Source organism: Bacillus pumilus, assembly GCF_038738535.1.
In the GTDB taxonomy this organism is placed as follows: Bacteria; Bacillota; Bacilli; order Bacillales; family Bacillaceae; genus Bacillus.
Window position 1 is genome coordinate 3,423,247 of sequence record NZ_CP046128.1, and the last position, 20,835, is coordinate 3,444,081.

Here is a 20,835-nt window from a genome sequence, read left to right on the forward strand (position 1 = left end):
CCCCCCAGTACATTCCGCTTTTTCGAGCATCTCATTGTAGATTGATATGTCATTTTATTATTATCTTCAAAAAAGAGGACTTTAAGATGATTTTACATTTTTTTTTGATACGGTCAACTAGAAAGAATGACATATTACCTCTCAAAAATGACGAAATAGGGGCAAAAAAGTCTAAAAACATACATAAAAACACTCTAAAAAGAGTGCTTAAAGAGTGTTTTTTACAAAATTAGGAGCAATCCCAATTATAGACGACATTCTCGAAATTTTTTCGTTTGAGGTCTTCTGGTTTGATAAAAAAGTTGGCGATTCCGCAATCTCCCCACAACAGATCTACTTCATCATCTGAGTCGATTTGTAATAACAGAACGGTATGTTCCTGGTCTTCATAGGTACGTGGGTCCTCTTGTGTAAAGCCTGGATATCCGCCCAATTTGTGACCAAAGCCACTCGCTGCATCATGAAATTCATCTAGCAAGGCATCAGCTTCATCTCCATCAATGCCTTTTACATCTTCGAATAGGTCCCAGCTTCGCTTACCTGTGACTTTTTCAAAGCGAAAATCTCCTACACTGACCGTTTCGCTTGCCAGTTCACCTGTAATTGCGCCTTCCTTCGTCACAGGAAAATAAAAGTCGTCTGGAATTTTCACAAAAGAAAAATCAGTCAACAGCTCTTCTTCTGCCAAGAAAGGTTCCTCAATAAATTTGATCCGAAAATCTTTTTGCTCTGTTTTATGGTCAATATTCATCCCATAAAGATCATCATGCACAGAAATAAAGACTTGCAAAAGTCCTGTTTCTGGATAATCCTTCAGCTTCGGCAGCTGTCCAAAATTTATTTGTGCCAAAAGCTTCATAGGGTGTCCTTCACCATCAACTGGATATTCGTCGTTTTTTGGGAAGTAAGGATCGCCTGCAATTTTGCTGTCGTATGGTCCTGTTTTTCCTTGTTTCATCTGTAATTGAATCATTGGTTGTTCAGTTTGATCTAACATTGTACGGTAAGGTGCTATTATTTCTTGCAGCTTCGCTGATTGTGTCACGATGGTCTTCCTCCTTATGAATAGGTCTACTGACCAGACTAGTATCTCTTTTTCTATCATACAGAAGTGTACCCTGCCTGTCAGCGATAAATCGGTCATTATCCGAACAACTTGCCCACCTTAAAACGTAAAAAAACCTCCGATTCATCTGGAGGTTTTGGTCGGTATTTTTTATTTCACTTGATAGTTCACTAAGTCTTCTGCCAGTGATTTCATCGTTTCATTTGTTTCATGAAGACCTTCAATAATTTTTGTGAACGTGCCTACAAGCTCTGCTTGATGCTCAGAGGAAGCGACAATTTGTGCTATTTCTTCTTCCATTCCTTTAATCGATCCCTGCACATCTTTTAGCGCTGTTTCAATATCCGTCGTCGCTTGTTTGGCGTGAGTTGACAGCTTTCTTACTTCCGTTGCGACCACTCCGAAGCCTGCTCCTGCTTCACCTACTCTTGCAGCTTCAATTGATGCGTTGAGTCCAAGTAAGTTCGTTTGATCAGAGATACCTTTTATAAGATTGGACACTTGATTGATTTTAGAGGAATTTTCTACAGTGGTTTTCGTGTTTTGTAGAATTTGTTCACTTGTCGCTTGTAGTTCCTCTGAATGTGCGGCAACTTGCTGTACCATTGCGACTAGTTTTTCGGAAGCTTGGTTGCTCTCCGTCATGATGTGATCTAATCGTTGTTGATTGGTCTGGTCATAGGCCACGCAGAAAGCAGCGACTACTTGACCCGTCTCATCTTTAATTGGAACGGCTACAATATCCATTGGAATCCCGTATACCTCTTTCGGAATTTGGATAAACGATGGCTCTCTCCCATTTTTCAACATAGAAAAGTTTTCGAACCCTGGAGCTACTATGTCCCCAGCTTTAAACCCTAAGTCAATGTTCCCATGTTGCTGATAATAAAGAACCTTCTCTTTCCCTAAAACAGAAAAGGTTAGTTGCTCTCTCATAGCTAGTCCAATGATTGGTAAAGCGTCTATTATGTTATCAATTCTCTGTGACATTCGCTCACGTTCATCCTCTCTTTTTCTCAGTACATCCTCTTTATCGGTTCGTTATAAGGTCTATTACAGCCTGTAATGTGCACTAATATCAATCAAATGACCTAAGACATATAAAAAGCCCACATTCTATCAAGAGAATGTGGGTATTTTTAAAAAAAGGACATGCACATCAAGACACTGATACCGATGAGCAAAAGATACATATAGTCGATCCACGAAGTGCTGATGACATGATAATACGTCCGCTCCCTCGCCCCCGTGAAACCTCGTGCTTCCATCGCAATCGCTAAGCGCTCTGATTTTCGTACGCCCTGCGTAAAAAGAGGAAGTGCATAACGCATAAAGGCTTTCCAGCTGTTTTTTTGCTTATAGCCTCTGATTTTATGTGCTGCCTTCATTTGCTTTAATTCACTTTGAAATAACGGGATAAACCGGAAGCCGGCAAGCATCCCATATGCCCATTTTGGGGACATTCGGCATTGATGTATTAAGCTCATCATAAAGGCCGTCAAATCTGTTGTGGACGTAAAAAGGAGACCGAATGTCACAAAGCCAAGCATTCTGAAAGAAATGGTAAGGCCATTTTTCAAACTCTCCTCTGTGATATGAAACCATGCCCACTTCCAAACAGTATGATCCCCCTTGCCAAAGGCCGCCATCATCCAAAATACGAGAATAAAAAAGAGCAGATAAGGGACAAGTCTTGTGAAAAGATACTTCATATTCCATCCGCCTAAGACAAGTCCAATACCAAGTGCAAACAGCCAGATGATGAAGGTTGTTTTAGGGTCAGATATCGCCATGAGACAACACATCGCAAGCAGATGAGCGAGTAATTTGATGACTGGATTCACAGTGGAAAGAAAGGAGTGATTACTTTGCAATCGTCAGCACGTCCTTTCTTTCAGCCACATAGCGATAATGCAAAGGGGCTCTCAGCTGATAAGCATCGACAAGTTCCTGATTTGAAAATAAATCATAAGGCGTGCCATCATACACATGCTTTCCTTGGTGAAAAAGAAGCACTTGATCGGCACACTTATCGACGAGGTCCATATCATGTGTGACCATCAAAATGGTGGTGCCTTGGCATTGACGCTCTTTCAAACGCCTCATTAATTCCTTCGCCGTTCTTTCATCCTGCCCGAAAGTCGGTTCGTCTAACAATAGTACATCCTGATCAAAAAGGAGCATTGTGGCCACACTCAATCTTCTTTTTTGACCTAAGCTTAAGGTGAAAGGATGCGCTTTTGCATGCTTCTCTAAACCGAACTCTTCCAATAGCTGAACTGTTTTTTCTTGCACAACGGATTCTGGCCAATTTCGCTGTCTTCCACCAAATGCGATTTCATCGAACACTGTATCTTGTATGAATTGAAGCTCCGGATTTTGAAACACAAAGCCTGCTTTTTCATATAGTCGTCGGTCAGACCACTTTTTGAGGGGTGTCTCTTTTAAGAAAATGCTGCCTTTTTTCGTTGGCTCTAAACGGACTAAATGTTTGAGACATGTGCTTTTCCCGCTTCCATTTTCCCCAATTATCGCCACCCAATCCCCTGCTTTGATATCCAGCTGAAGGTCACTCATAATCCTTTTTTTCCCGTAGCTTAATTGAAGATCTTCTGTGCGAATGATGGTCTCTCGCTCAGTCGACGGCACTTTTTTACGCTGCTCTTTTCTTGTTTCAAAGGTTTGCATAAGCGTTTGACTCATTGGATGAAATGGGTCTTGAATAATTGCGGACCATTTCTCGGGAAATAATTTAGGCCGCCAAATCCCTGCCTCTTTCATTTCTTCTTCATATGTCGCGAGCACATCTTTTGGAGGCCCCTCTGCTAAAATGCTGCCTTGATCGTCTAATAAAATCACCCGGTCCATCCATTCGATGACACCATCTAGCACATGCTCTACAAAAATCATGGTTTGTCGCTGCTCACCTGCAAGCTGCTGTAGCAGCTGGAAAACCTCCATTCTGCCTGCTGGGTCAAGCTGTGCGGTCGGTTCATCAAAGAACAGCACATCTGGCTCTAACGCTAGTAAACAAGCAAGTGCCAATCGCTGCTTCATGCCGCCAGATAATGTATGAATGTCTGTATTCGGATCGACATCGAGTTGGACTTTTTGCATGAGCTGCTGAATGATGTCATCCATCTCTTCACGAGGGACGGAACGGTTCTCTAAGCTAAAGGCAATTTCTTCATTGACGCGGTGCATACAAAACTGGGAATCAGGATCTTGAAACATGACGCCTGTATGTCTTTGCAATATCACTTCGCCCTGCATGTCAGCTTCCATATGTTCTGGAATAATCCCAGCCAGAACTGAAATGAGTGTGGATTTACCGCTTCCGCTTGGTCCTAAAATAAGCACCTTTTCTCCTTTTTGAATGGAAAGAGAGATTTGATGCAAAACAGGCTGAGGCTGTTCATAAAAACGGACAGTGAGATTATTGCACGCGAGAAATGAATCCATGCTGTTCACCTTTGTTTCGTTTTTCTTTCATGATGGCATATTGATTCAGTACACCGGTTTTGGATAATGCGTCCACCACAACTTTCGCTAAGCATCCGCCCAGTATCATCCCGCTGATGATTTGAGTCATCAGTGTGATAAGTAAAACTTGAGGCGTGTAATAACCAAAGCCATTTGCAACGAGGCTATATGCCATTGCTCCAACAGCTGCAAAGGCACCTGACAGCATTAGTGTCCACATGCGATAACGTTTATAACCAAAAAGAGCAAAGGCGATTTCTGCCCCAAGCCCTTGGCATACACCAATCAGCAGGGCTGAAAGACCAAAGTGGCTGCCTGTCAGTAATTCCACAGCGGCAGCGGCTGTTTCTGCAATCAGGGCAGCTCCCGGCTTTTGGATGATATACGCGACGATTGGACTGGCAATCACCCAAATGCCAAACATGATGTTGCCTCCTGCTGGGCCAACTAATGCTGTAATTGGTAAGTAAAGTGTGGACCATCCTAAATAGATGACACCGCACGCAACGGATAAAATGACAGCAAGGACGACTTCTTTCATCTTCCATGTCATGATGAATGCACCTGCAATGGAACTGGCCACTCTTCCACCGTAAACGCCATTTCCCAAAACTTGTACTCAAGCTGACAGCTTAAGATAAAGTGCTGTTTCATTTTTTCCTTTTCCTTCTCACTTGCTCCTTCCGCCAGCTGATCGAGCCGCTTGCAAAGCTCCACTGTAATAGAGTCGGTTAACCCTCCATAAAACGTGATCCACTCATAAAACGGATGTGACGGGTCAGGCTGCACGTCTGAGAGCATTCGTTTTCCAATTTCCCAATATGTCCAAGGACATGGAAGCAGGACAGCAATGATTTCCCCAAGCGTGCCTTCCTGGGCGACTTGCAGCATGTGATGAATATAGTGATGAGCACTCGGAGCCAATGAAGCACCTTGTAGCTCATCATACGATACACCTGCCACTCGGCAAAGATTTTGATGAGGGTGCGTCTCACTATCTAGTACAAACGCAATTTGTTGATGGAAAAAGGCAATATCTTCTTTGTCTGTACATCTGCTTAGAGCCGCTGCATAAATTTTAATAAATGCATGTAAGTATTCTGCATCTTGTTTGACGTAATGAATGATCTGTTCCTTTTCCAGCTTTCCTGCTGCCAGGCCTCTGACAAACGGATGCTGATAAATGGCTTCAAATAATGGTTCTGTTTCTTTTCTTAATTGCGCTGAAAATGTCATAAAAAAGCCTCCTCTTCTTCAGTTGAATAAATGAAAAAGCCACCCCAAATGGAGCGGCCTTCTTATCGATTCAATCATGAATAAGACAAGGTCCAGCTCCACTTCCCTCCGCTAGTACGAACTAGATCAGGTTCAAAGGGTCCAAGATTTCCTCTTGTCTCAGTCATACATGACTCCCCTAGTGGACTTTTATCATTTAATTATCTTTACTCTACACATGTGGTGATTTGATGTCAACCGCCTTTCTTAATTCAATGTTTTGATCGTTGGCAGCTTCTCGATCCCTGCGGCATAGTAAAAATTAAGGACACTGAAGAAATCAATTGGCTTTCCTGTTTTCAAATCAACAGCTAAAATATGATCACCGTAATTTGTCATATCATCAATATCTAAATACCTTGGCGTTTTCTTGCCAAGTGTATCTACAAAGGTATCGTGGTAATATTGACCGCTTGCATATGAAGATTGATGGTACATAAACAATGTCTCAACATCTAAGTAGACGAGAATGGCCTCTGAGGAGCTTGCATAAGGCGCTGAGTACGACACTGGAGCGGAAATGCTTTTCACTTTTACACTTGAAATTGAGTGGGTTCTTTGTTCGTATTTACCATCATAAGAGAAATAAAATACACGCTCCCATTCATAATCTGCTGTCTTCGATTGCTTGTTGTATACTTTTGCGCCATTTGCAAATACATCCCCATTTGCATACTCAGCTACAAAGTATTGTAAGGTTGACGATAGGGACACAGCCCCTGTGAAATTGGGCGGGTTTTTTGCATTCACTTGTAACGTGTAAGAGTCTCCGAAATCTCCACCGCTTGTGATACCGAATGCGTAGTCACCTGCTGGTAAGTTGGTCAAACCAAGGAGACTGCCTGCGGGCTGAATCAGGTCTGTTGGGTACGCTTGTCCTGTTTCATAATCAACAACAAATAATTGAACGAAATAATCGGGATTTGAAGAGGTAATCCGGCTGATGAGTGCCTGGGGTGAAGATGTGCTTAAAAACCATAAATCAACTGGGTCGTCCTCTGATAAGACAACAGATTGGTTGATTGCTAGTCCATCAATGGAGCGAATGGCAGATGTACGCATCTTGCCATCTTTAGCGGCTTTTCGTTTGATACTGATTCCATTTTTCTTATCTACTTTAAAAGATTTTTTCAGTTGCTTCTGTTGGATAGCGGTTCCTTCATCCTGCTTCAAAAACGACTCTTGCACTTGCTGAATGGCTTTTTCCGTCAGTGGTGACAATTTCCCATCTGATTTCGGTGCTTCTTCTGCTTTTAATGCTGGTGAAAATAAACCTGTTGTGACAAGTAAAATAGACAATAAAGCTGCAGTGATTTTCACATAAAATGCTCTCACAGGAACATCCCCTTTTTCCTTAATTGGGTTTTTTGCCCTGTTAATATTTTACCATTATTCTATTCATTGTTTTGGTCTTTTTTAGGGCATCTTTATGACAAAAAAACCAGCCGCATATATTACGACTGGTTTTTGATCATTTTATGAAATGGTTTTAACAAACAGGCGTGCTGTTTCTGCGCTGGAACCTGGGTTTTGTCCAGTAATGATTTGCCCGTCAACTACAGCGAATGGTGCAAAGGCATCTCCTTTTTCAAACGCTGCCCCTTGCTCACGAAGTTTTGTTTCCAATAAAAATGGAACCTTTGATGTCAGCTGAACAGCTTCCTCTTCTTCGTTTGTGAAGCCTGTGATTTTTTTGCCTTCGATAAAAGATTTGCCATTTTGATCCTTCACATCAACGAATGCTGAAACGCCGTGACAAACAGCTCCGACTGCACCATTTTTGTCTGAAATGGCTAAGATTGCATCGGCTACCAGTTGATTAGATGCAAAGTCGATCATTGGGCCGTGTCCTCCCGCAAAGAAGATGCCATCATAATCGGCTGGGTTCACATCTGTAAGCGCCTTTGTGTCTTGAAGTAATTCATATACATCTTCATATTGCGCTGGAACACCTTCTGGAATGGAATTTTTATCAATAGGCACAGTGCCTCCTTGAATAGAGACAATTTGGACATCTAGTTCATTTTCTTTAAAAATATGAAATGGCTCTGCCAATTCTTCTAGCCATAAGCCTGTTGGATGTCCGTTCATTTCCGAACTGCTTGTCGATACTAATAACACTTTCTTACTCATCTTGATCATCCTTTCGATATATCATATGGTTATTTTATATTTTGCACAATTAAATATCAAGCAATTAAACTTCAATGCAGCTCTTTATGGTATACCCGATTGTCTAAAAAATATGGCATGACATCAAATCTAATCAATATGTCACATTCTATTGGTAGGGAATTTCATGTAAAATTGTCATTGAGTGATATCATATGAGGTAAGATGGATAGACCTCTCGGATGTGAGGGGACTTTAAAAGGAGTGGAAAAGAGATGAAAACCTATTCGATTGTGATGATCATCATCACGCTCTGTATCATATTGGCCGTCTTTTTGATGAACCTAACAGGGGTCATGTATGGAAAAATTATTTTGGCTGTTGCCGTTGCTCTTTGTCTGACATCCATTATTCGTCTGATGGGTCTTCGAAAAAGATAAAAGCCGCCCTCACTAGGGCGGCTTTATTTATGGTTAAATTGCCAGGATAAGCGCAATTAATGCAAGCAGCGCTGGTACTCCTTGCTTGATGATGATTGATTTATTAGAGGTCACACCGCCAAATACCGCAGCGATGATCACACAAAGAATGAAAAATAGCTGAATCATATATCCAACAGTATTCGATCCGAGAATGAGCCCCCAAATGAGTCCTGCAGCTAAAAACCCGTTATAAAGCCCCTGATTGGCAAACATCACTTTTACATTTGGATCCTTTTGCAAGTGTTCTGGCAGCTTAAAGGATCTCTTTGCCATCTTTGATTCCATAAAAAACATTTCTAATAACATAATGACAATGTGTTCTAATGCGACAATTCCTACTAATATCATTGCTAAAATATTCAATTTAGTTATTCCTTTCTGATAGACGATCACGAATCTCTATTTTATCCGTGTATAAATCAAAGTCTTGTATTAATTCAAGCGCTTCAATAAACCGGCTTTGTGGAATGTCTTTCATTTTTCTCACACCGAATTCCTTTTTAATAAAAGCCATGATGGTATTGATATGAAGCTTACCGTGACCATCATACTCCAAATGGCTGCAAAAAGTCTGCATCGTCCCTCTAATCACCTTTAATTGCTTAGCAGTGACACAACTCATTGGTAACGCTCATCCTTTCCTTTGTTTTAACAGCTAAAAAAGAACCATGAATGAAAGAAAAACCTTCCAGTCTCTATTATATAATGGTTTCATTCGGATATCAAAATAAAAAAGAACAGACATTCGACCAAAAAGCCGTCCTTTTCATCAAAAACAGTTTATTACCATATCAAAAAGCCGGATTCAATGGTAAAATCCGGCTTTCTGTTTAGTTACTTTTAGAAATTAATACCTTTCCAACAGAACGATCCTTACTTTGTCCAACGACTTTAAAGGATAGACCATATGTTGGTACATCACGTCCTGCATCTGGGTTATTTGGATTCACATAATTCTTTTTATCACTAAATGTACGAGTCGGGCGAATATAGCGATCTGCCAACGTTAAGCCTGTTGTCGCTGTATAATCAATATTCAGCTTCGTACTTGGATTCAAAGAAAATGCTGCATCATGTACTTGGAAGCCTGTGGCAGCAATGGAGCCGTCACTCCATTTCAATACTTGCTGATCTGCATCTACTACCCCAAGGAAACCGTTCCCTGGGTGATTTCCTACCCAGTTATCACTATAGGATTGGTCGACATACCACACGACCAAACCGTTATTATAGCTCATGAGGCTTGCCCCACGTTTGATATGCTTTAAGCCTTTATCAACGTCAGCATAAGAGCGCCACTCTAGCAAATAATATTGGGGTGCATATTGTTTTCCATTAGATTTTGAGAATCCGTTAAAGGTGAACTTAGACGTGCCCTCGGCATCATCTGACCACACTTTCGTCCCATCTGCTGTGATGTTTAAATCATCTACAAATAAGCCTGGCAGTGAATAGCCTGCATCGGTTGTATAGCGGAATTGCAGGTCGATTTTCTTCCCTGCATAAGCAGAAAGATCAAAGGCTGCATCTACCCATCCGTCCGATTTTCCGTCAATTCCATTGCCTTCGTTCGCACCTGCTTCATTTCGATCATTCGTGATGTTACCAGAAATGGTCTTCCACTGATCAGTTCCTTTTTCACGTACTTCTACATACGCATAATCATAATCTTCTTCGATATCGTACCATGCTTTAAATGTAAGCTCTGCTTTGCTCCCCTTCGACAAATCGATACCTGTTGTCGTCATGGTCGCATTCAAATTGTCACCTGTTCCGCTGAAGTACGAATATTGTCCTTGAGCAGGTTTTGTGACCACAATCTCTTTATCTGGTAAATCCACTCGAACCGCATCATGGTTCGTTCCTTTTGTTGCTGCTTCATCAATTAGCACTGTTTTGCTTTTCTTTAATGTTTTACCATCAATGGTTTGTCCAGTAAGCCAGTTACCGCCATGCAAGTTTTGAAGCATTTCTTTCGCATATGGACTAAAGCCTGTTGGTTCCGTTCCAGGGACTTTACCTGCCCAGCTTCCGCTTGACATGATCGACCAGTATGAAACAGGCTCGCCTCCGCCTGTGTACTGTGTATCGTACTCATCAGGAAGACCAAGATCATGTCCGAATTCATGTGTGAACACGCCTGCCGCGCCATCTTCAGGCTCGATAGTGTAATCTAACGCACCTAATTTTCCGCCTTGCCCGACTTCAGATTCAGTGTTTGGAATTTCAAATACATCACCAAGTGACCAGCGGTGCGACCAAATCGCATTAGAGCCAAGTTGTCCGCCGCCAGCTTCTTCACCTACGCCAGCATGAACGACCATCAGATGGTCAATGATGCCGTCTGGTTCGTTATAAACGCCGTCTCCATCCATATCATAGCGGTCCCATTGATCATATTCACCGAGATCAATGTTCGGGTCTTTTGCTGCTGCTTCGAGTGCTTCTTTCACCAATTCACGCGGTTTGCCGTCACTGCCTGATTCGTCTGGTACGTTTCCACCGTAATAGGCTGCTTCATGCTTAGCTGTATACCATCCTGCAACTGTTCCACTGATTGTGTAACTACCGCCGGACTGCTTTTCATAATATTGCTTCATGGATACTTTGCGTTTACCATCTGGACCGATGTAGCCATTTTTTCCGAAAAGCATATCTTGATAGTGCTGTTGATTGTACTTGTCATAGTACATATCAGTCTCTTCTTTTTTAATACTATTATGCTTATAATCTTTAAAATCTACTAATAAAACCAATACCTTATCATTGCGAACATCGCCTTTATACTTTTCCCTTTTGACCGGTTTTACATGATTCCCTTCTTTTCCTTTATGCTTCTTTAACTTTTTCTTGTTGGCTAATTTGTTATGTACCTCTTGTTTGTATTCTTTCAGAAATTCAGGCTCTTCTGTTAAGGTGCTTGCACTTTGTTTCATGGCAGATTCTTCTTTTTTCTTTAGATATTTCTTTAATGCTTTTTGGGTTTCTGCCTCATTGGCATTCTTTTTGATCTTTCCTTGTTTTTTCAAGGCTTTGATGAGACGGTCTTCATTCACGACACTTGCGTCAAATGGAATACCTGAATAATGACCGCCATCTGAGGATGTTGATTTCTCTGTGGTGTGGGCAGATAGAGGGGTGCTGAAAGCTGCCAATGTGCCTAAACTGAGGACAGCCGTTAGTGCAATGCTCGTCCATTTCCCTTTTTTCATATTAGTTCCTCCCTAATTTGGTAATAAATAATATCTCATTCTAGCATATTCCAATATACTTAAGTCGAAAAACATTTTATTTTCAGAAACTTTGTGGAAAATGCACAATACGGGAATGAAATGGGTGGAACAAGGTGTCGAAAATAAAAGAACCCTAGACGATAACCGCCTAGGGTGTTTGTTGTTTTACTATGAAAGCTGCTGGCCTTGAAATGCAACAACATCAAGTGGAGCGGCTAAGAATTCTTTTGCCTTCGCTACGAAAGCTTGGAAATGTGCACTTGCATTATGGCTCTGAACCGCAGCGTCATCTTTCCACACTTCTACCATTAAAAAGGTATTTTCCTTTTCTGTATCCTTGAACAGCTTGTAGGATACATTGCCTTCTTCCGCTTGTGAAGCTTTCATTAATGCGTTGATTTCTTCTAGAAATACGTTTTCTTTTTCTGGATGAATGGTCATCCCTGCATGAATAATAATCATATGATCGTCTCCTTTTGAAAAGATATTATTTCCACTCTGTAATGCGTTCAATCGGTAAGCGGTAAGATGCATAACCTTCGTCAGCAGCTTTCCCAATTGATAACAGCATCACTGGTACATAACGTTCTTTATCCCAGCCAAATGTTTCAGCGATGACTTCTTTATCAAATCCGCCGATTGGATTTGTATCATAGCCGTGTGCACGTGCTGCAAGCATAAGCTGCATAGACACAATTCCACCGTCAATTAAGATTGTTTCGCGATTGACTTGCTCTGGAAGAACCTCAAAGTGTGCAGTTAGTGCAGCAATTTGTCTTTCTTTCACTTCTTGCGGCATGTAGCCATGCTCTACTGCTTTTGAATAAATTTCATCTAAGTATTCATTGCTTTTCATATCTGCAAATACTGCAATGACAGCTGCTGATGTTGACACTTGTGTTTGGTTAAATTTTGCAAGTGGTGCAAGCTTTTCTTTTCCTTCTGGGCTGTCAATGACCATAAAGCGCCAAGGCTGTGCATTCACTGATGATGGTGCCGTTGTTGCTTCTTCTAAAATCTCTGCCATTTCTTCTTTGCTGATTTTCACAGCTGGGTCATAGTTACGAATGGAGCGGCGCCCTTTCATAATTTCCATAAAATCGTTTGTTTTTAATGTTGCAGCCATGTTGAAACACTCCTTTAGGTTGTTTGAATCTTTTCGATGTTTTGTTGTATTCGCATGAGCACATCAGTGAGAAGCTTTCGTTCTTCGTCACTTACGTTTTCAAGCATTTCTGAGATAAATCGTTCTTTTTCTTTTTTAGAAGCTTCGATTCTCGTTCTGCCTTCTTCTGTCAGACGAACAAGTGTGACTCGATTATCTTCTGGCTTTCTTCTGCGCGTAACCATTCCTTTTGTTTCTAACTGTTTTAAGTGACGCGTCACAGCCGCACTGTCAATATTCACTTTTTTCTGCAAATCTGACTGGCTGATTTCGTCGGCTTGGAATAACAGTGATAGCAACTCTAGTCTTGATTGGCTGATGCCCGTGCATGCTTCGAACTTCACACCCATCATACGGTTCACGCACTGCAAACGGTATAATACCTCTGCTTTTTCAGAGCAAAATGCAGTCAATGCCATCCCCTCTTTTCTATTCAGATCAATTAGTTGATATATCAATCATTGACTCGTCAACTAATATACACCCATTATTTGATGATTGCAAGTGGTTTGTTTCATAAAGTGAAATTTTTTATCTCAATAGAAAAAGAAATGAACAAAAAAAGGACAAAAGCGACGAAGCACTTTTGTCCTTTTTCCTTTATTCTGTGATCACAGTGTGAATGAGAGTTGGTGCATCAGCATGATCTGCGATGCGGATGTTGTTATAAATTTTTTCCATGACATTCGCAACATCTTCACGATTTGCATGAAGTGTCACGAGTGAATCTCCTTTTTCAACACGATCGCCGACTTTTTTGTTCAGCATGATACCGACAGATAGGTCGATCTCGTCCTCTTTTGTTGCACGTCCTGCTCCAAGAATCATCGCTGCAACACCGATTTCGTCTGCGACGATTTCAGCAACCACACCTGATTCCTTTGCAGGAACTTCGATTTGGTAAGGGGCTTGCGGCAGTTTTTCCGGCTGATCCACAATCGAGCCGTCTCCACCTTGATTTTCTAAGAATTCCTTGAATTTCTCAAGTGCTTTGCCGTTTTTCATGACTTCAATTAGCTTTTCTCTTGCTTCATCAAGTGTCTCTGCTTTTTTCGCAAGAACAACCATTTGACTTCCTAATGTGAGCACAAGCTCGTTTAAGTCTTCAGGACCTTCGCCTCGGAGTGTATCAATCGCTTCTTTCACTTCAAGGGAATTTCCAATCGCTAATCCTAGCGGCTGAGACATATCAGAGATGACAGCCATCGTTTGTCTGCCTACGTTGTTTCCGATGCGAACCATTGCTTTTGCAAGTTTCTCAGAGTCTTCAGGGGTTTTCATGAAAGCACCTGCGCCTGTTTTCACATCTAGTACGATTGCATCTGCACCAGCAGCAATCTTCTTACTCATAATAGAGCTTGCAATGAGCGGGATCGAGTTAACGGTACCTGTCACATCACGAAGGGCATAAAGCTTTTTATCCGCTGGTGTCAGGTTGCCTGATTGCCCAATGACCGCTACTTTATGACGGTTCACGAGCTCGATGAATTCGTCTTTTGTAATTTCTACGTGGAAGCCTTTTACCGCTTCAAGCTTGTCCACTGTACCGCCTGTATGTCCAAGGCCGCGGCCAGACATTTTCGCAACAGGTACATCAAGTGCAGCCACAAGAGGAGCGAGTACAAGCGTTGTTGTATCACCTACACCGCCTGTTGAGTGCTTGTCTACTTTAATGCCCTCAATGGCAGACAGGTCAATCGTGTCTCCTGAGTTCGCCATAGCGAGCGTTAAGTCTGCACGTTCTTGATCCGTCATATCTTGGAAGAAAATTGCCATAGCCAAGGCACTTGCTTGGTAGTCAGGAATTGTTCCGTCCGTATATTCTTTGACAAAGAAAGAAATTTCCTCTGAAGATAATTCTTTTCCGTCACGTTTTTTCGCAATGATATCTACCATTCTCATTGTTTTCACCATTCCTTTTTTTAAATTAGTAAATCAAACCGACAACGCCTGCTGTTAAGAAGCTGACAAGTGTTGCACCGAATAACAGCTTTAATCCAAAGCGTGCGACAACGTTCCCTTGTTTTTCGTTTAAGCCTTTGACTGCTCCAGCAATGATACCGATAGATGAGAAGTTCGCAAATGACACAAGGAATACAGAAATGATTGCTTCTGTACGAGCTGTGAAATGCAAGCCATCTCCAGTTAGAGCCAGCATCGCCACAAATTCGTTGGATACCATTTTCGTTGCCATAATACTTCCTGCCTGTACCGCCTCACTCCAAGGAACACCGACAAGGAAAGCAAATGGGGCAAAGACATATCCAAGTACATCTTGGAAAGAAACACCGATGACAGCTGTAAAGATTCCATTAATCATCGCAATTAATGCAACGAATCCAATCAACATCGCAGCGACAACAATCGCTACTTTGAAACCATCCATAATATATTCGCCAAGCATTTCAAAGAAGGATTGCTTTTCTTCTTCAACGACTTCGAGCATGTCTTCGTCCTTAGCCACTTCATATGGATTGATAATAGACGCGATAATAAATCCACCAAATAGGTTCAGCACAAGTGCTGTGACCACGTACTCTGGTTTAATCATTTGCATGTACGCACCGACAATAGACATCGATACTGTCGACATCGCAGATGCACATAATGTATAAAGACGCTGCTGAGGTAACAATCCAAGTTGCTTTTTAATAGAAATAAACACTTCTGATTGTCCTAAAATCGCAGACGCTACTGCGTTGTAAGATTCTAGTTTCCCCATACCGTTTACTTTGCTAAGCAAATAACCGATTCCGCGTACGATAAGCGGAAGGATACGCCAATGCTGCAAAATACCGATCAATGCCGAAATAAAGACGATCGGCAGTAAGACGTTGATGAAGAAAGTTGACGCATTATCATTCATTAACCCGCCAAATACGAAGTTGATTCCTTCACCGGCATAGCCTAGAAGCATTTGGAATCCTTTTGCAAAGCCTCCGACTAGGAAGTTCCCAACACCTGTATTGAGCAGAATATAACCTAAAATAAATTGCAGTACAATCATGACAATTACTGGACGGAATTTTACTCGTTTTTTCCCGTTACTAGCCAGCCATGCAATGGCGAGAATCACCAGCAAACCGATGATACCAATCACGTATTTCATGTTTTTCCTCCTCGAATGAATTCGTTTACATTAATGCGCTTGTATGGAACAAACCATATTTCGCAAACAAAGAGCGGAAGAAATTCCCAGAAGTGAGATCCTTCCGCTTATGACTTTTTCATCATTTATGAGTCACGAATGTTATCCTACCATAGGATCGTATGAATTAATAGTCTTTCGAAGGAGCTGATTGATCCCCATTGATAATGGAAACGCCTGCACTGGCACCAATGCGGGTAGCGCCTGCAGCTGTCATGGCTTCAACGTCTTCTTTTGTTCTCACGCCGCCTGATGCTTTTACACCAATGTCAGGTCCAACTGTTTTACGCATTAATGCGATATCCTCAACTGTTGCACCGCCTGTACTAAATCCAGTCGATGTTTTCACAAAATCAGCGCCAGCTTTTACTGAAAGCTCACAAGCTTTGACTTTCTCTTCATCTGTTAATAAACAAGTTTCAATGATGACTTTCACTAAGGCTTTGCCTTTTGCTGCGTCTACAACTGCACGAATATCTTGTTCAACTGCATCATATTCGCCGTCTTTCAATGCCGCGATATTGATGACCATGTCCACTTCAGTTGCACCGTTTTCAATTGCATCATTTGTTTCGAATGCTTTCACTGCTGTTGTGTTTGCGCCTAACGGGAAACCGATGACTGTACATACATCAACGCCTGTTCCTGCTAGTTCCTTCGCTGCAAGAGATACCCAAGTTGGATTCACACAAACGGATGCAAATTGATGAGTTTTTGCTTCTTCAAGTAACTGCATAATGGCAGCTCTAGATGTATCTGGTTTTAGTGCTGTATGATCAATGAGCTTTGCTATCGTCATGCTTACACTTCCTTTTAATTATGATACTTTCATCATATATGACCGATGAACATTTGTAAACATAGTTATGAAATTTTGTTCATCTATTTTGTGACATTTAAAAGAGCCTTTGCTGTATGCTGATCAATAATCAATACGTTCGCATATTTTCCTCTTAGTGCCCCGTGGATAGAAGCAACCTTGCGATGTCCACCAGCGACAAGAATGGAGCGTTCTTTAGTCCTTAAATCATCAAGCTCCACACCAATAGTGCGGTTGTTAATCGCTTCACTGCAAACGCGCCCTTCCTGATCATAAAAGCGCGAACAGATGTCTCCGACGCTGGATGCTTTGAGCAGCGCTTTTTCTTCTTCACAGAAATAACCAAGTCTAAACAAAAGTGCTTCATCTCTTACCGTTCCAACAGTAAACACAGCAATATTCGCCTGTTTCCCCATTTCAATGATGCGCTGAATATGTCTGTCCTGCTCAACCATCTCCTTGACGGCAGCACTGTCAAATACAACAGGAAGCGGTAAATAGCGCGGTGCTGTTTGAAAGGCCTCAGCAAACAGCTGGATGGTTTCCGCAGAATATGTATTCACATGGGAGTGGCTGATCCCACCCTTCAGCTGGACAACCTCCACACCTTTGACCTGTTTAGGTTGCATCTTTTGGGCAATTTGATACATGGTGGTTCCCCAGCTCACACCAACGATATCACCGTCTTTCACTGTGTCTTGCAAGTACTCGGCACCAAATTGGCTCAAGTATTCGGTAATCGTTGGATAATCATCTTTGGGCGAAAACACCACATGAGCTTCGAGCAGGTCATATTTTTCCTTGAGCAATGAAGATAGCTCATTTAAGTCTTCAAATGGGTCCATTACCGTTATCTGGACGTACCCCTTCTCCTTCGCATATTGAAGCAGCCGAGACACAGTTGGTCTCGACAGGTCGAGTTGTTTGGCAATTTCCTGCTGGCTGTAATCCGATAAATAATAAAGCCTTGCCGCTTCAATACTCAGTTGTTGTTTCTCCCGATCCATTCGTACGCCTCCTTTTTTCTTCTATCATAACAAAATGTTCATCTTATCATGCACAAATGTTCATTTGAAGAAAATCGTATAGGCGGCTTGGAAGGTTTCATTCTTCTCTAAAGTTTGAATACCGAACTTTTCCTTGTACTGGCCATTCGCCCCTTCAACATCGGCAATACCGTACCAAGGCTCAATACATACAAATGGAGCCATTGTGCCTTTTTCTTTATTATAAGGTGACCAAATACCAACAAACGGAAAACCAGTGAGATCAACCTCAACCCCGTGACCTGCCTGAGAAATCAATGACACTCGATTGATATGACTATAGATCATCGCATCATGCTGAAAAAGCTCTGGTCGAAGCTGAATCGGTTCAAGTTGAATGCCTTTTTCTTTCTCCCTGACAAGTGAATTTTTTAGTTCATATTGGACAGGAAGATACTCATTGGAAGGGGTCAATGTCAGGTAGTAATCTGCTGTGCGCTCACCTTCAACAAGCGGGACATGAAATGCGGGGTGCCCTCCAATGGAGAAATACATCGTGTCATCTCCGTCATGATCAATTTCCCAGGAAATCGTCAGACCATTTTCCGACAGCTCGTATCGAATACGGGCGGTAAATTCATAAGGATACTGCTCGATGTGGCGGCCTTTTGATTCATATTGAAAGGTCACCGTATGTTTCGTTTCTTCATATAAATCAAAATCAACATCTCGCAAAAATCCATGCTGCGCGAGCTCATAGGTTTGATCACCTATCTTGTATTGGTCATTCTTTAATCGTCCGACAATTGGAAATAAGACTGGCGACACCCTGCCCCAATAAGCAGGATCGCCAGACCACATATAGTGACGTCCGCTTTCCTTGTGAAGCACCTCTGTGACCTCGGCACCTCTCTCATTGACCTGAATCAATAACTGATCATTTTCAATCGTTCTCATTCCACACATCCCCTTTCCTTCTTCTTTTATTATGACAGGGATTTTGGTTTTGAGTATAAAAATAAGGCAGCCTTCCAGGCCATCAATTCTTTCTTTATATAAAAATTTTAAAAAAAGACAGAAATTCGCCAACAAAATGTGATGCTGATCCGTCTAATCTTATATAAAATAAAAGAATCGTTGTTCTTTTGGAATGACAACAAAAAAGAAGCGTTTTGACATAAATGGGGGATTCATTTTCATGAACAGCAAGGAAAATCGTTTACGTTATATATTAGGATTAGATGGGCTGAGGGCTGTTGCTGTATTGGCAGTCATTGTTTATCACTTACATATCGGACCTGCAAGCGGCGGGTTTCTTGGCGTTGATTTGTTTTTTGTGATTTCTGGGTACTTGATTACGACGATCTTGTTACATAAGCAGGATCTGGGCTATCAAGAGCTTTTACCATTTTGGATGGGCCGGATCAGAAGGCTTCTTCCAGCTGCTTACGTGATGATTTTTTTAACCGTCAGCTGGTGTGCGATTGCGGGTTCGAATGCACTATTGTCCATTCGTGGCGATGCCTTATCGTCCTTTTTTTATGTCAGTAACTGGTGGTACATCTTCCATCAGCTGTCTTATTTTGATAGCTTCAACGCTGTATCTCCACTGAAAAATTTGTGGTCTTTGGCGATAGAAGAGCAATTTTATATCATTTGGCCGGTTCTATTGATTGCAGGGCTAAAATGGGTGAAAAATAGATCCCATCTGCCAATGATCACCTTTGGCCTTGCACTTGTCTCCGCCTTATGGATGGCGATTCTTTATTCACCAGATACCGATCCAAGCAGAGTTTATTACGGAACAGATACTCGTGCATTTGCGCTTCTGATCGGGTGCAGCCTGGCTTTTGTATGGCCCATGCAAAGACTGTCCAGCAAAAAGTTACTTCCTGTTGGCAGACGTATTTTACATATCGCTGGTTTTGGTTCGTTTGCGGTTTTTCTTCTATGTGTTTATGCAGTGGACGAATTTGACGGCTTCCTCTATCAGGGAGGCATGCTTTTATTCTGTCTTAATGCAGCGATTTTAATTGCGTGCATCTGCCACCCTGCAAGTCTTTTGGGAAAATGGCTCTCCTATCAGCCGCTCGTCTGGCTCGGAAAGCGTTCTTATAGTATTTATCTGTGGCATTATCCCATCATCGTGCTGACCACCCCTGTCATTGAAATTGGACAGCCTTCTATGGGGCGTGTCGCATTGCAGATCATGGCCATTTTACTCATTGCAGAGGCCTCTTACCGCTTCATCGAACAACCGATTCGCCGGCTTGGCTTCAGACAATATTTTGCCTCTTGGTCTATTTGGAAAAAGGGATTCAAACAATGGTCTACGTCTCATAAAGTGTTCCTTGGAATCGCAGCAGCTCTTTTGATCTTATTTACCATTGGCATGTCCAGTTCGTCCCATACGTCCCCACATGCCAAGGAAGTGACACAAATTAAGACGGCACCGAAAAAAGCAGGAGACTCTGCGGAACCAAAAGCTAAGAAAAAGAAAGAAAAACACGAGAAGAAAGCAGCAGATCAGAAACAGTTTCACCAAATTCTTGCTATTGGTGATTCCGTCATGCTGGACATTGCGCCGAATCTTGAAAAAGCATATGCACAAATCACCATCGATGCAAAGGTTGGCAGACAAATGAACGAAGCCGTCAGCATCGCTCCTCAATATGCTTCATTTAATCAATCTGATGCCGCTGTTATTATTGAGCTTGGCACGAATGGCTATTTTACTGAGGGCACATTGACAGCATTCATTCAACAATTTTCAAAGGCGCACATTTTCCTTGTGAACACAAGAGTCCCAAGGTCTTGGGAAAATGATGTGAATGCAGTCATTCAGCGAGTGGCCAATCAATATTCCAATGTGACCCTTGTCGATTGGCATTCAGCCGCTACTGGACAGCCCTCTTATTTTCAGCCGGATGGTGTTCACCTTTCAACAAAAGGCTCTGACACATTGACACAGCTCATTACAGCGAGCATCAAGAAAAAAGGAGATGTGTCATCTTCATCATAAAAAGACTAGCATCCTGCTAGTCTTCTCAGATTGTTGACAAAGG

The 20,835-nt window shown here is 42.0% G+C and carries 21 protein-coding genes and 1 riboswitch; of the genes, 2 read left to right on the top strand and 19 right to left on the bottom strand.

Translation table 11 applies throughout. The features are described 5' to 3' along the window. Positions 1-229 precede the first annotated feature (229 nt). The 8 genes from GKC25_RS17515 to GKC25_RS17550 form a co-directional block, all read right to left on the bottom strand. The gene (locus GKC25_RS17515; RefSeq protein ID WP_034660483.1) at positions 230-1,045 is read right to left on the bottom strand and encodes a YwqG family protein; all 816 of its coding nucleotides are present in this window, start codon (positions 1,043-1,045) and stop codon (positions 230-232) included. Positions 1,046-1,216: 171 nt separating this feature from the next. Next, entirely contained in the window at positions 1,217-2,056 is an 840-nt protein-coding gene (locus tag GKC25_RS17520; protein WP_034660484.1) for a methyl-accepting chemotaxis protein, read from the bottom strand. A gap of 149 nt (positions 2,057-2,205) precedes the next feature. Next, positions 2,206-2,940 carry an energy-coupling factor transporter transmembrane component T family protein gene (locus GKC25_RS17525; RefSeq protein WP_034660485.1) on the bottom strand — a complete coding sequence of 245 codons (735 nt, stop codon included), beginning with the start codon at positions 2,938-2,940 and terminating at the stop codon, positions 2,206-2,208. Then, the gene (locus GKC25_RS17530) at positions 2,930-4,528 is read right to left on the bottom strand and encodes an ABC transporter ATP-binding protein (protein ID WP_106036380.1); all 1,599 of its coding nucleotides are present in this window, start codon (positions 4,526-4,528) and stop codon (positions 2,930-2,932) included. Before GKC25_RS17530 ends, GKC25_RS17525 begins: the two co-directional genes overlap by 11 nt. Further along, positions 4,503-5,102: an ECF transporter S component gene (locus tag GKC25_RS17535; protein WP_034660488.1), complete on the bottom strand. Its 600-nt coding sequence runs from the start codon at positions 5,100-5,102 to the stop codon at positions 4,503-4,505. Before GKC25_RS17535 ends, GKC25_RS17530 begins: the two co-directional genes overlap by 26 nt. Further along, positions 5,099-5,785, bottom strand: coding sequence for a thiaminase II (tenA, locus tag GKC25_RS17540; RefSeq protein ID WP_034660490.1), 687 nt, complete (start codon positions 5,783-5,785; stop codon positions 5,099-5,101). Before tenA ends, GKC25_RS17535 begins: the two co-directional genes overlap by 4 nt. An 86-nt stretch (positions 5,786-5,871) precedes the next feature. Then, positions 5,872-5,975, bottom strand: a riboswitch (TPP riboswitch). Between the two features lie 56 nt (positions 5,976-6,031). After that, positions 6,032-7,159, bottom strand: coding sequence for a hypothetical protein (locus tag GKC25_RS17545; protein WP_034660491.1), 1,128 nt, complete (start codon positions 7,157-7,159; stop codon positions 6,032-6,034). A gap of 141 nt (positions 7,160-7,300) precedes the next feature. After that, entirely contained in the window at positions 7,301-7,957 is a 657-nt protein-coding gene (locus GKC25_RS17550) for a type 1 glutamine amidotransferase domain-containing protein (protein WP_034660493.1), read from the bottom strand. 254 nt (positions 7,958-8,211) lie between these two features. On the opposite strand from GKC25_RS17550, the gene GKC25_RS17555 reads away from it, so the two are divergent. Further along, the gene (locus GKC25_RS17555) at positions 8,212-8,376 is read left to right on the top strand and encodes a hypothetical protein (protein ID WP_003214630.1); all 165 of its coding nucleotides are present in this window, start codon (positions 8,212-8,214) and stop codon (positions 8,374-8,376) included. Positions 8,377-8,409: 33 nt separating this feature from the next. Here the strand turns inward: GKC25_RS17555 and GKC25_RS17560 are convergent, their stop codons facing one another. The 11 genes from GKC25_RS17560 to GKC25_RS17610 form a co-directional block, all read right to left on the bottom strand. Continuing rightward, positions 8,410-8,781 (bottom strand): DUF1304 domain-containing protein, encoded by a 372-nt coding sequence (locus GKC25_RS17560; RefSeq protein ID WP_034660494.1) that lies wholly within the window; start codon positions 8,779-8,781, stop codon positions 8,410-8,412. Between the two features lies 1 nt (position 8,782). Next, positions 8,783-9,040: an ORF6C domain-containing protein gene (locus GKC25_RS17565; RefSeq protein ID WP_187704247.1), complete on the bottom strand. Its 258-nt coding sequence runs from the start codon at positions 9,038-9,040 to the stop codon at positions 8,783-8,785. A gap of 208 nt (positions 9,041-9,248) precedes the next feature. Then, positions 9,249-11,630, bottom strand: coding sequence for an immune inhibitor A domain-containing protein (locus GKC25_RS17570; RefSeq protein ID WP_187704248.1), 2,382 nt, complete (start codon positions 11,628-11,630; stop codon positions 9,249-9,251). A 189-nt stretch (positions 11,631-11,819) separates the two neighbouring features. Continuing rightward, the gene (locus tag GKC25_RS17575; protein ID WP_060597613.1) at positions 11,820-12,113 is read right to left on the bottom strand and encodes a putative quinol monooxygenase; all 294 of its coding nucleotides are present in this window, start codon (positions 12,111-12,113) and stop codon (positions 11,820-11,822) included. A gap of 25 nt (positions 12,114-12,138) precedes the next feature. Continuing rightward, the gene (locus tag GKC25_RS17580; protein ID WP_034660498.1) at positions 12,139-12,777 is read right to left on the bottom strand and encodes a nitroreductase family protein; all 639 of its coding nucleotides are present in this window, start codon (positions 12,775-12,777) and stop codon (positions 12,139-12,141) included. A gap of 14 nt (positions 12,778-12,791) precedes the next feature. After that, positions 12,792-13,235 carry a MarR family transcriptional regulator gene (locus GKC25_RS17585; RefSeq protein WP_106036377.1) on the bottom strand — a complete coding sequence of 148 codons (444 nt, stop codon included), beginning with the start codon at positions 13,233-13,235 and terminating at the stop codon, positions 12,792-12,794. A 181-nt stretch (positions 13,236-13,416) separates the two neighbouring features. Beyond that, complete coding sequence (locus tag GKC25_RS17590; RefSeq protein ID WP_106036376.1) at positions 13,417-14,718, bottom strand: pyrimidine-nucleoside phosphorylase; 1,302 nt, start codon at positions 14,716-14,718, stop codon at positions 13,417-13,419. Positions 14,719-14,743: 25 nt separating this feature from the next. After that, complete coding sequence (locus tag GKC25_RS17595) at positions 14,744-15,925, bottom strand: NupC/NupG family nucleoside CNT transporter (protein ID WP_034660501.1); 1,182 nt, start codon at positions 15,923-15,925, stop codon at positions 14,744-14,746. A 166-nt stretch (positions 15,926-16,091) separates the two neighbouring features. Continuing rightward, complete coding sequence (gene deoC, locus GKC25_RS17600) at positions 16,092-16,763, bottom strand: deoxyribose-phosphate aldolase (RefSeq protein WP_034660502.1); 672 nt, start codon at positions 16,761-16,763, stop codon at positions 16,092-16,094. Positions 16,764-16,846: 83 nt separating this feature from the next. Next, the gene (locus GKC25_RS17605) at positions 16,847-17,791 is read right to left on the bottom strand and encodes a sugar-binding transcriptional regulator (RefSeq protein ID WP_095285602.1); all 945 of its coding nucleotides are present in this window, start codon (positions 17,789-17,791) and stop codon (positions 16,847-16,849) included. Between the two features lie 60 nt (positions 17,792-17,851). After that, a complete protein-coding gene (locus GKC25_RS17610; protein WP_034660504.1) occupies positions 17,852-18,727 on the bottom strand; it encodes an aldose 1-epimerase family protein in 876 nt (291 codons plus the stop codon). Positions 18,728-18,968: 241 nt separating this feature from the next. Between GKC25_RS17610 and GKC25_RS17615 the strand changes: the two genes are divergently transcribed. Beyond that, complete coding sequence (locus GKC25_RS17615; RefSeq protein WP_187704249.1) at positions 18,969-20,792, top strand: acyltransferase family protein; 1,824 nt, start codon at positions 18,969-18,971, stop codon at positions 20,790-20,792. The last annotated feature ends 43 nt before the right edge of the window (positions 20,793-20,835 follow it).

What these genes read in the sequence shown, in the direction of transcription:
- GKC25_RS17520 (WP_034660484.1), bottom strand. Translation starts at nt 2,056, where the DNA reads ATGTCACAGAGAATTGATAACATAATAGACGCTTTACCAATCATTGGA.
- GKC25_RS17530 (WP_106036380.1), bottom strand. Translation starts at nt 4,528, where the DNA reads ATGGATTCATTTCTCGCGTGCAATAATCTCACTGTCCGTTTTTATGAA.
- GKC25_RS17535 (WP_034660488.1), bottom strand. Translation starts at nt 5,102, where the DNA reads ATGACATGGAAGATGAAAGAAGTCGTCCTTGCTGTCATTTTATCCGTT.
- tenA (WP_034660490.1), bottom strand. Translation starts at nt 5,785, where the DNA reads ATGACATTTTCAGCGCAATTAAGAAAAGAAACAGAACCATTATTTGAA.
- GKC25_RS17550 (WP_034660493.1), bottom strand. Translation starts at nt 7,957, where the DNA reads ATGAGTAAGAAAGTGTTATTAGTATCGACAAGCAGTTCGGAAATGAAC.
- GKC25_RS17555 (WP_003214630.1), top strand. Translation starts at nt 8,212, where the DNA reads ATGAAAACCTATTCGATTGTGATGATCATCATCACGCTCTGTATCATA.
- GKC25_RS17565 (WP_187704247.1), bottom strand. Translation starts at nt 9,040, where the DNA reads ATGAGTTGTGTCACTGCTAAGCAATTAAAGGTGATTAGAGGGACGATG.
- GKC25_RS17570 (WP_187704248.1), bottom strand. Translation starts at nt 11,630, where the DNA reads ATGAAAAAAGGGAAATGGACGAGCATTGCACTAACGGCTGTCCTCAGT.
- GKC25_RS17575 (WP_060597613.1), bottom strand. Translation starts at nt 12,113, where the DNA reads ATGATTATTATTCATGCAGGGATGACCATTCATCCAGAAAAAGAAAAC.
- GKC25_RS17580 (WP_034660498.1), bottom strand. Translation starts at nt 12,777, where the DNA reads ATGGCTGCAACATTAAAAACAAACGATTTTATGGAAATTATGAAAGGG.
- GKC25_RS17585 (WP_106036377.1), bottom strand. Translation starts at nt 13,235, where the DNA reads ATGGCATTGACTGCATTTTGCTCTGAAAAAGCAGAGGTATTATACCGT.
- GKC25_RS17590 (WP_106036376.1), bottom strand. Translation starts at nt 14,718, where the DNA reads ATGAGAATGGTAGATATCATTGCGAAAAAACGTGACGGAAAAGAATTA.
- GKC25_RS17595 (WP_034660501.1), bottom strand. Translation starts at nt 15,925, where the DNA reads ATGAAATACGTGATTGGTATCATCGGTTTGCTGGTGATTCTCGCCATT.
- deoC (WP_034660502.1), bottom strand. Translation starts at nt 16,763, where the DNA reads ATGACGATAGCAAAGCTCATTGATCATACAGCACTAAAACCAGATACA.
- GKC25_RS17605 (WP_095285602.1), bottom strand. Translation starts at nt 17,791, where the DNA reads ATGGATCGGGAGAAACAACAACTGAGTATTGAAGCGGCAAGGCTTTAT.
- GKC25_RS17610 (WP_034660504.1), bottom strand. Translation starts at nt 18,727, where the DNA reads ATGAGAACGATTGAAAATGATCAGTTATTGATTCAGGTCAATGAGAGA.
- GKC25_RS17615 (WP_187704249.1), top strand. Translation starts at nt 18,969, where the DNA reads ATGAACAGCAAGGAAAATCGTTTACGTTATATATTAGGATTAGATGGG.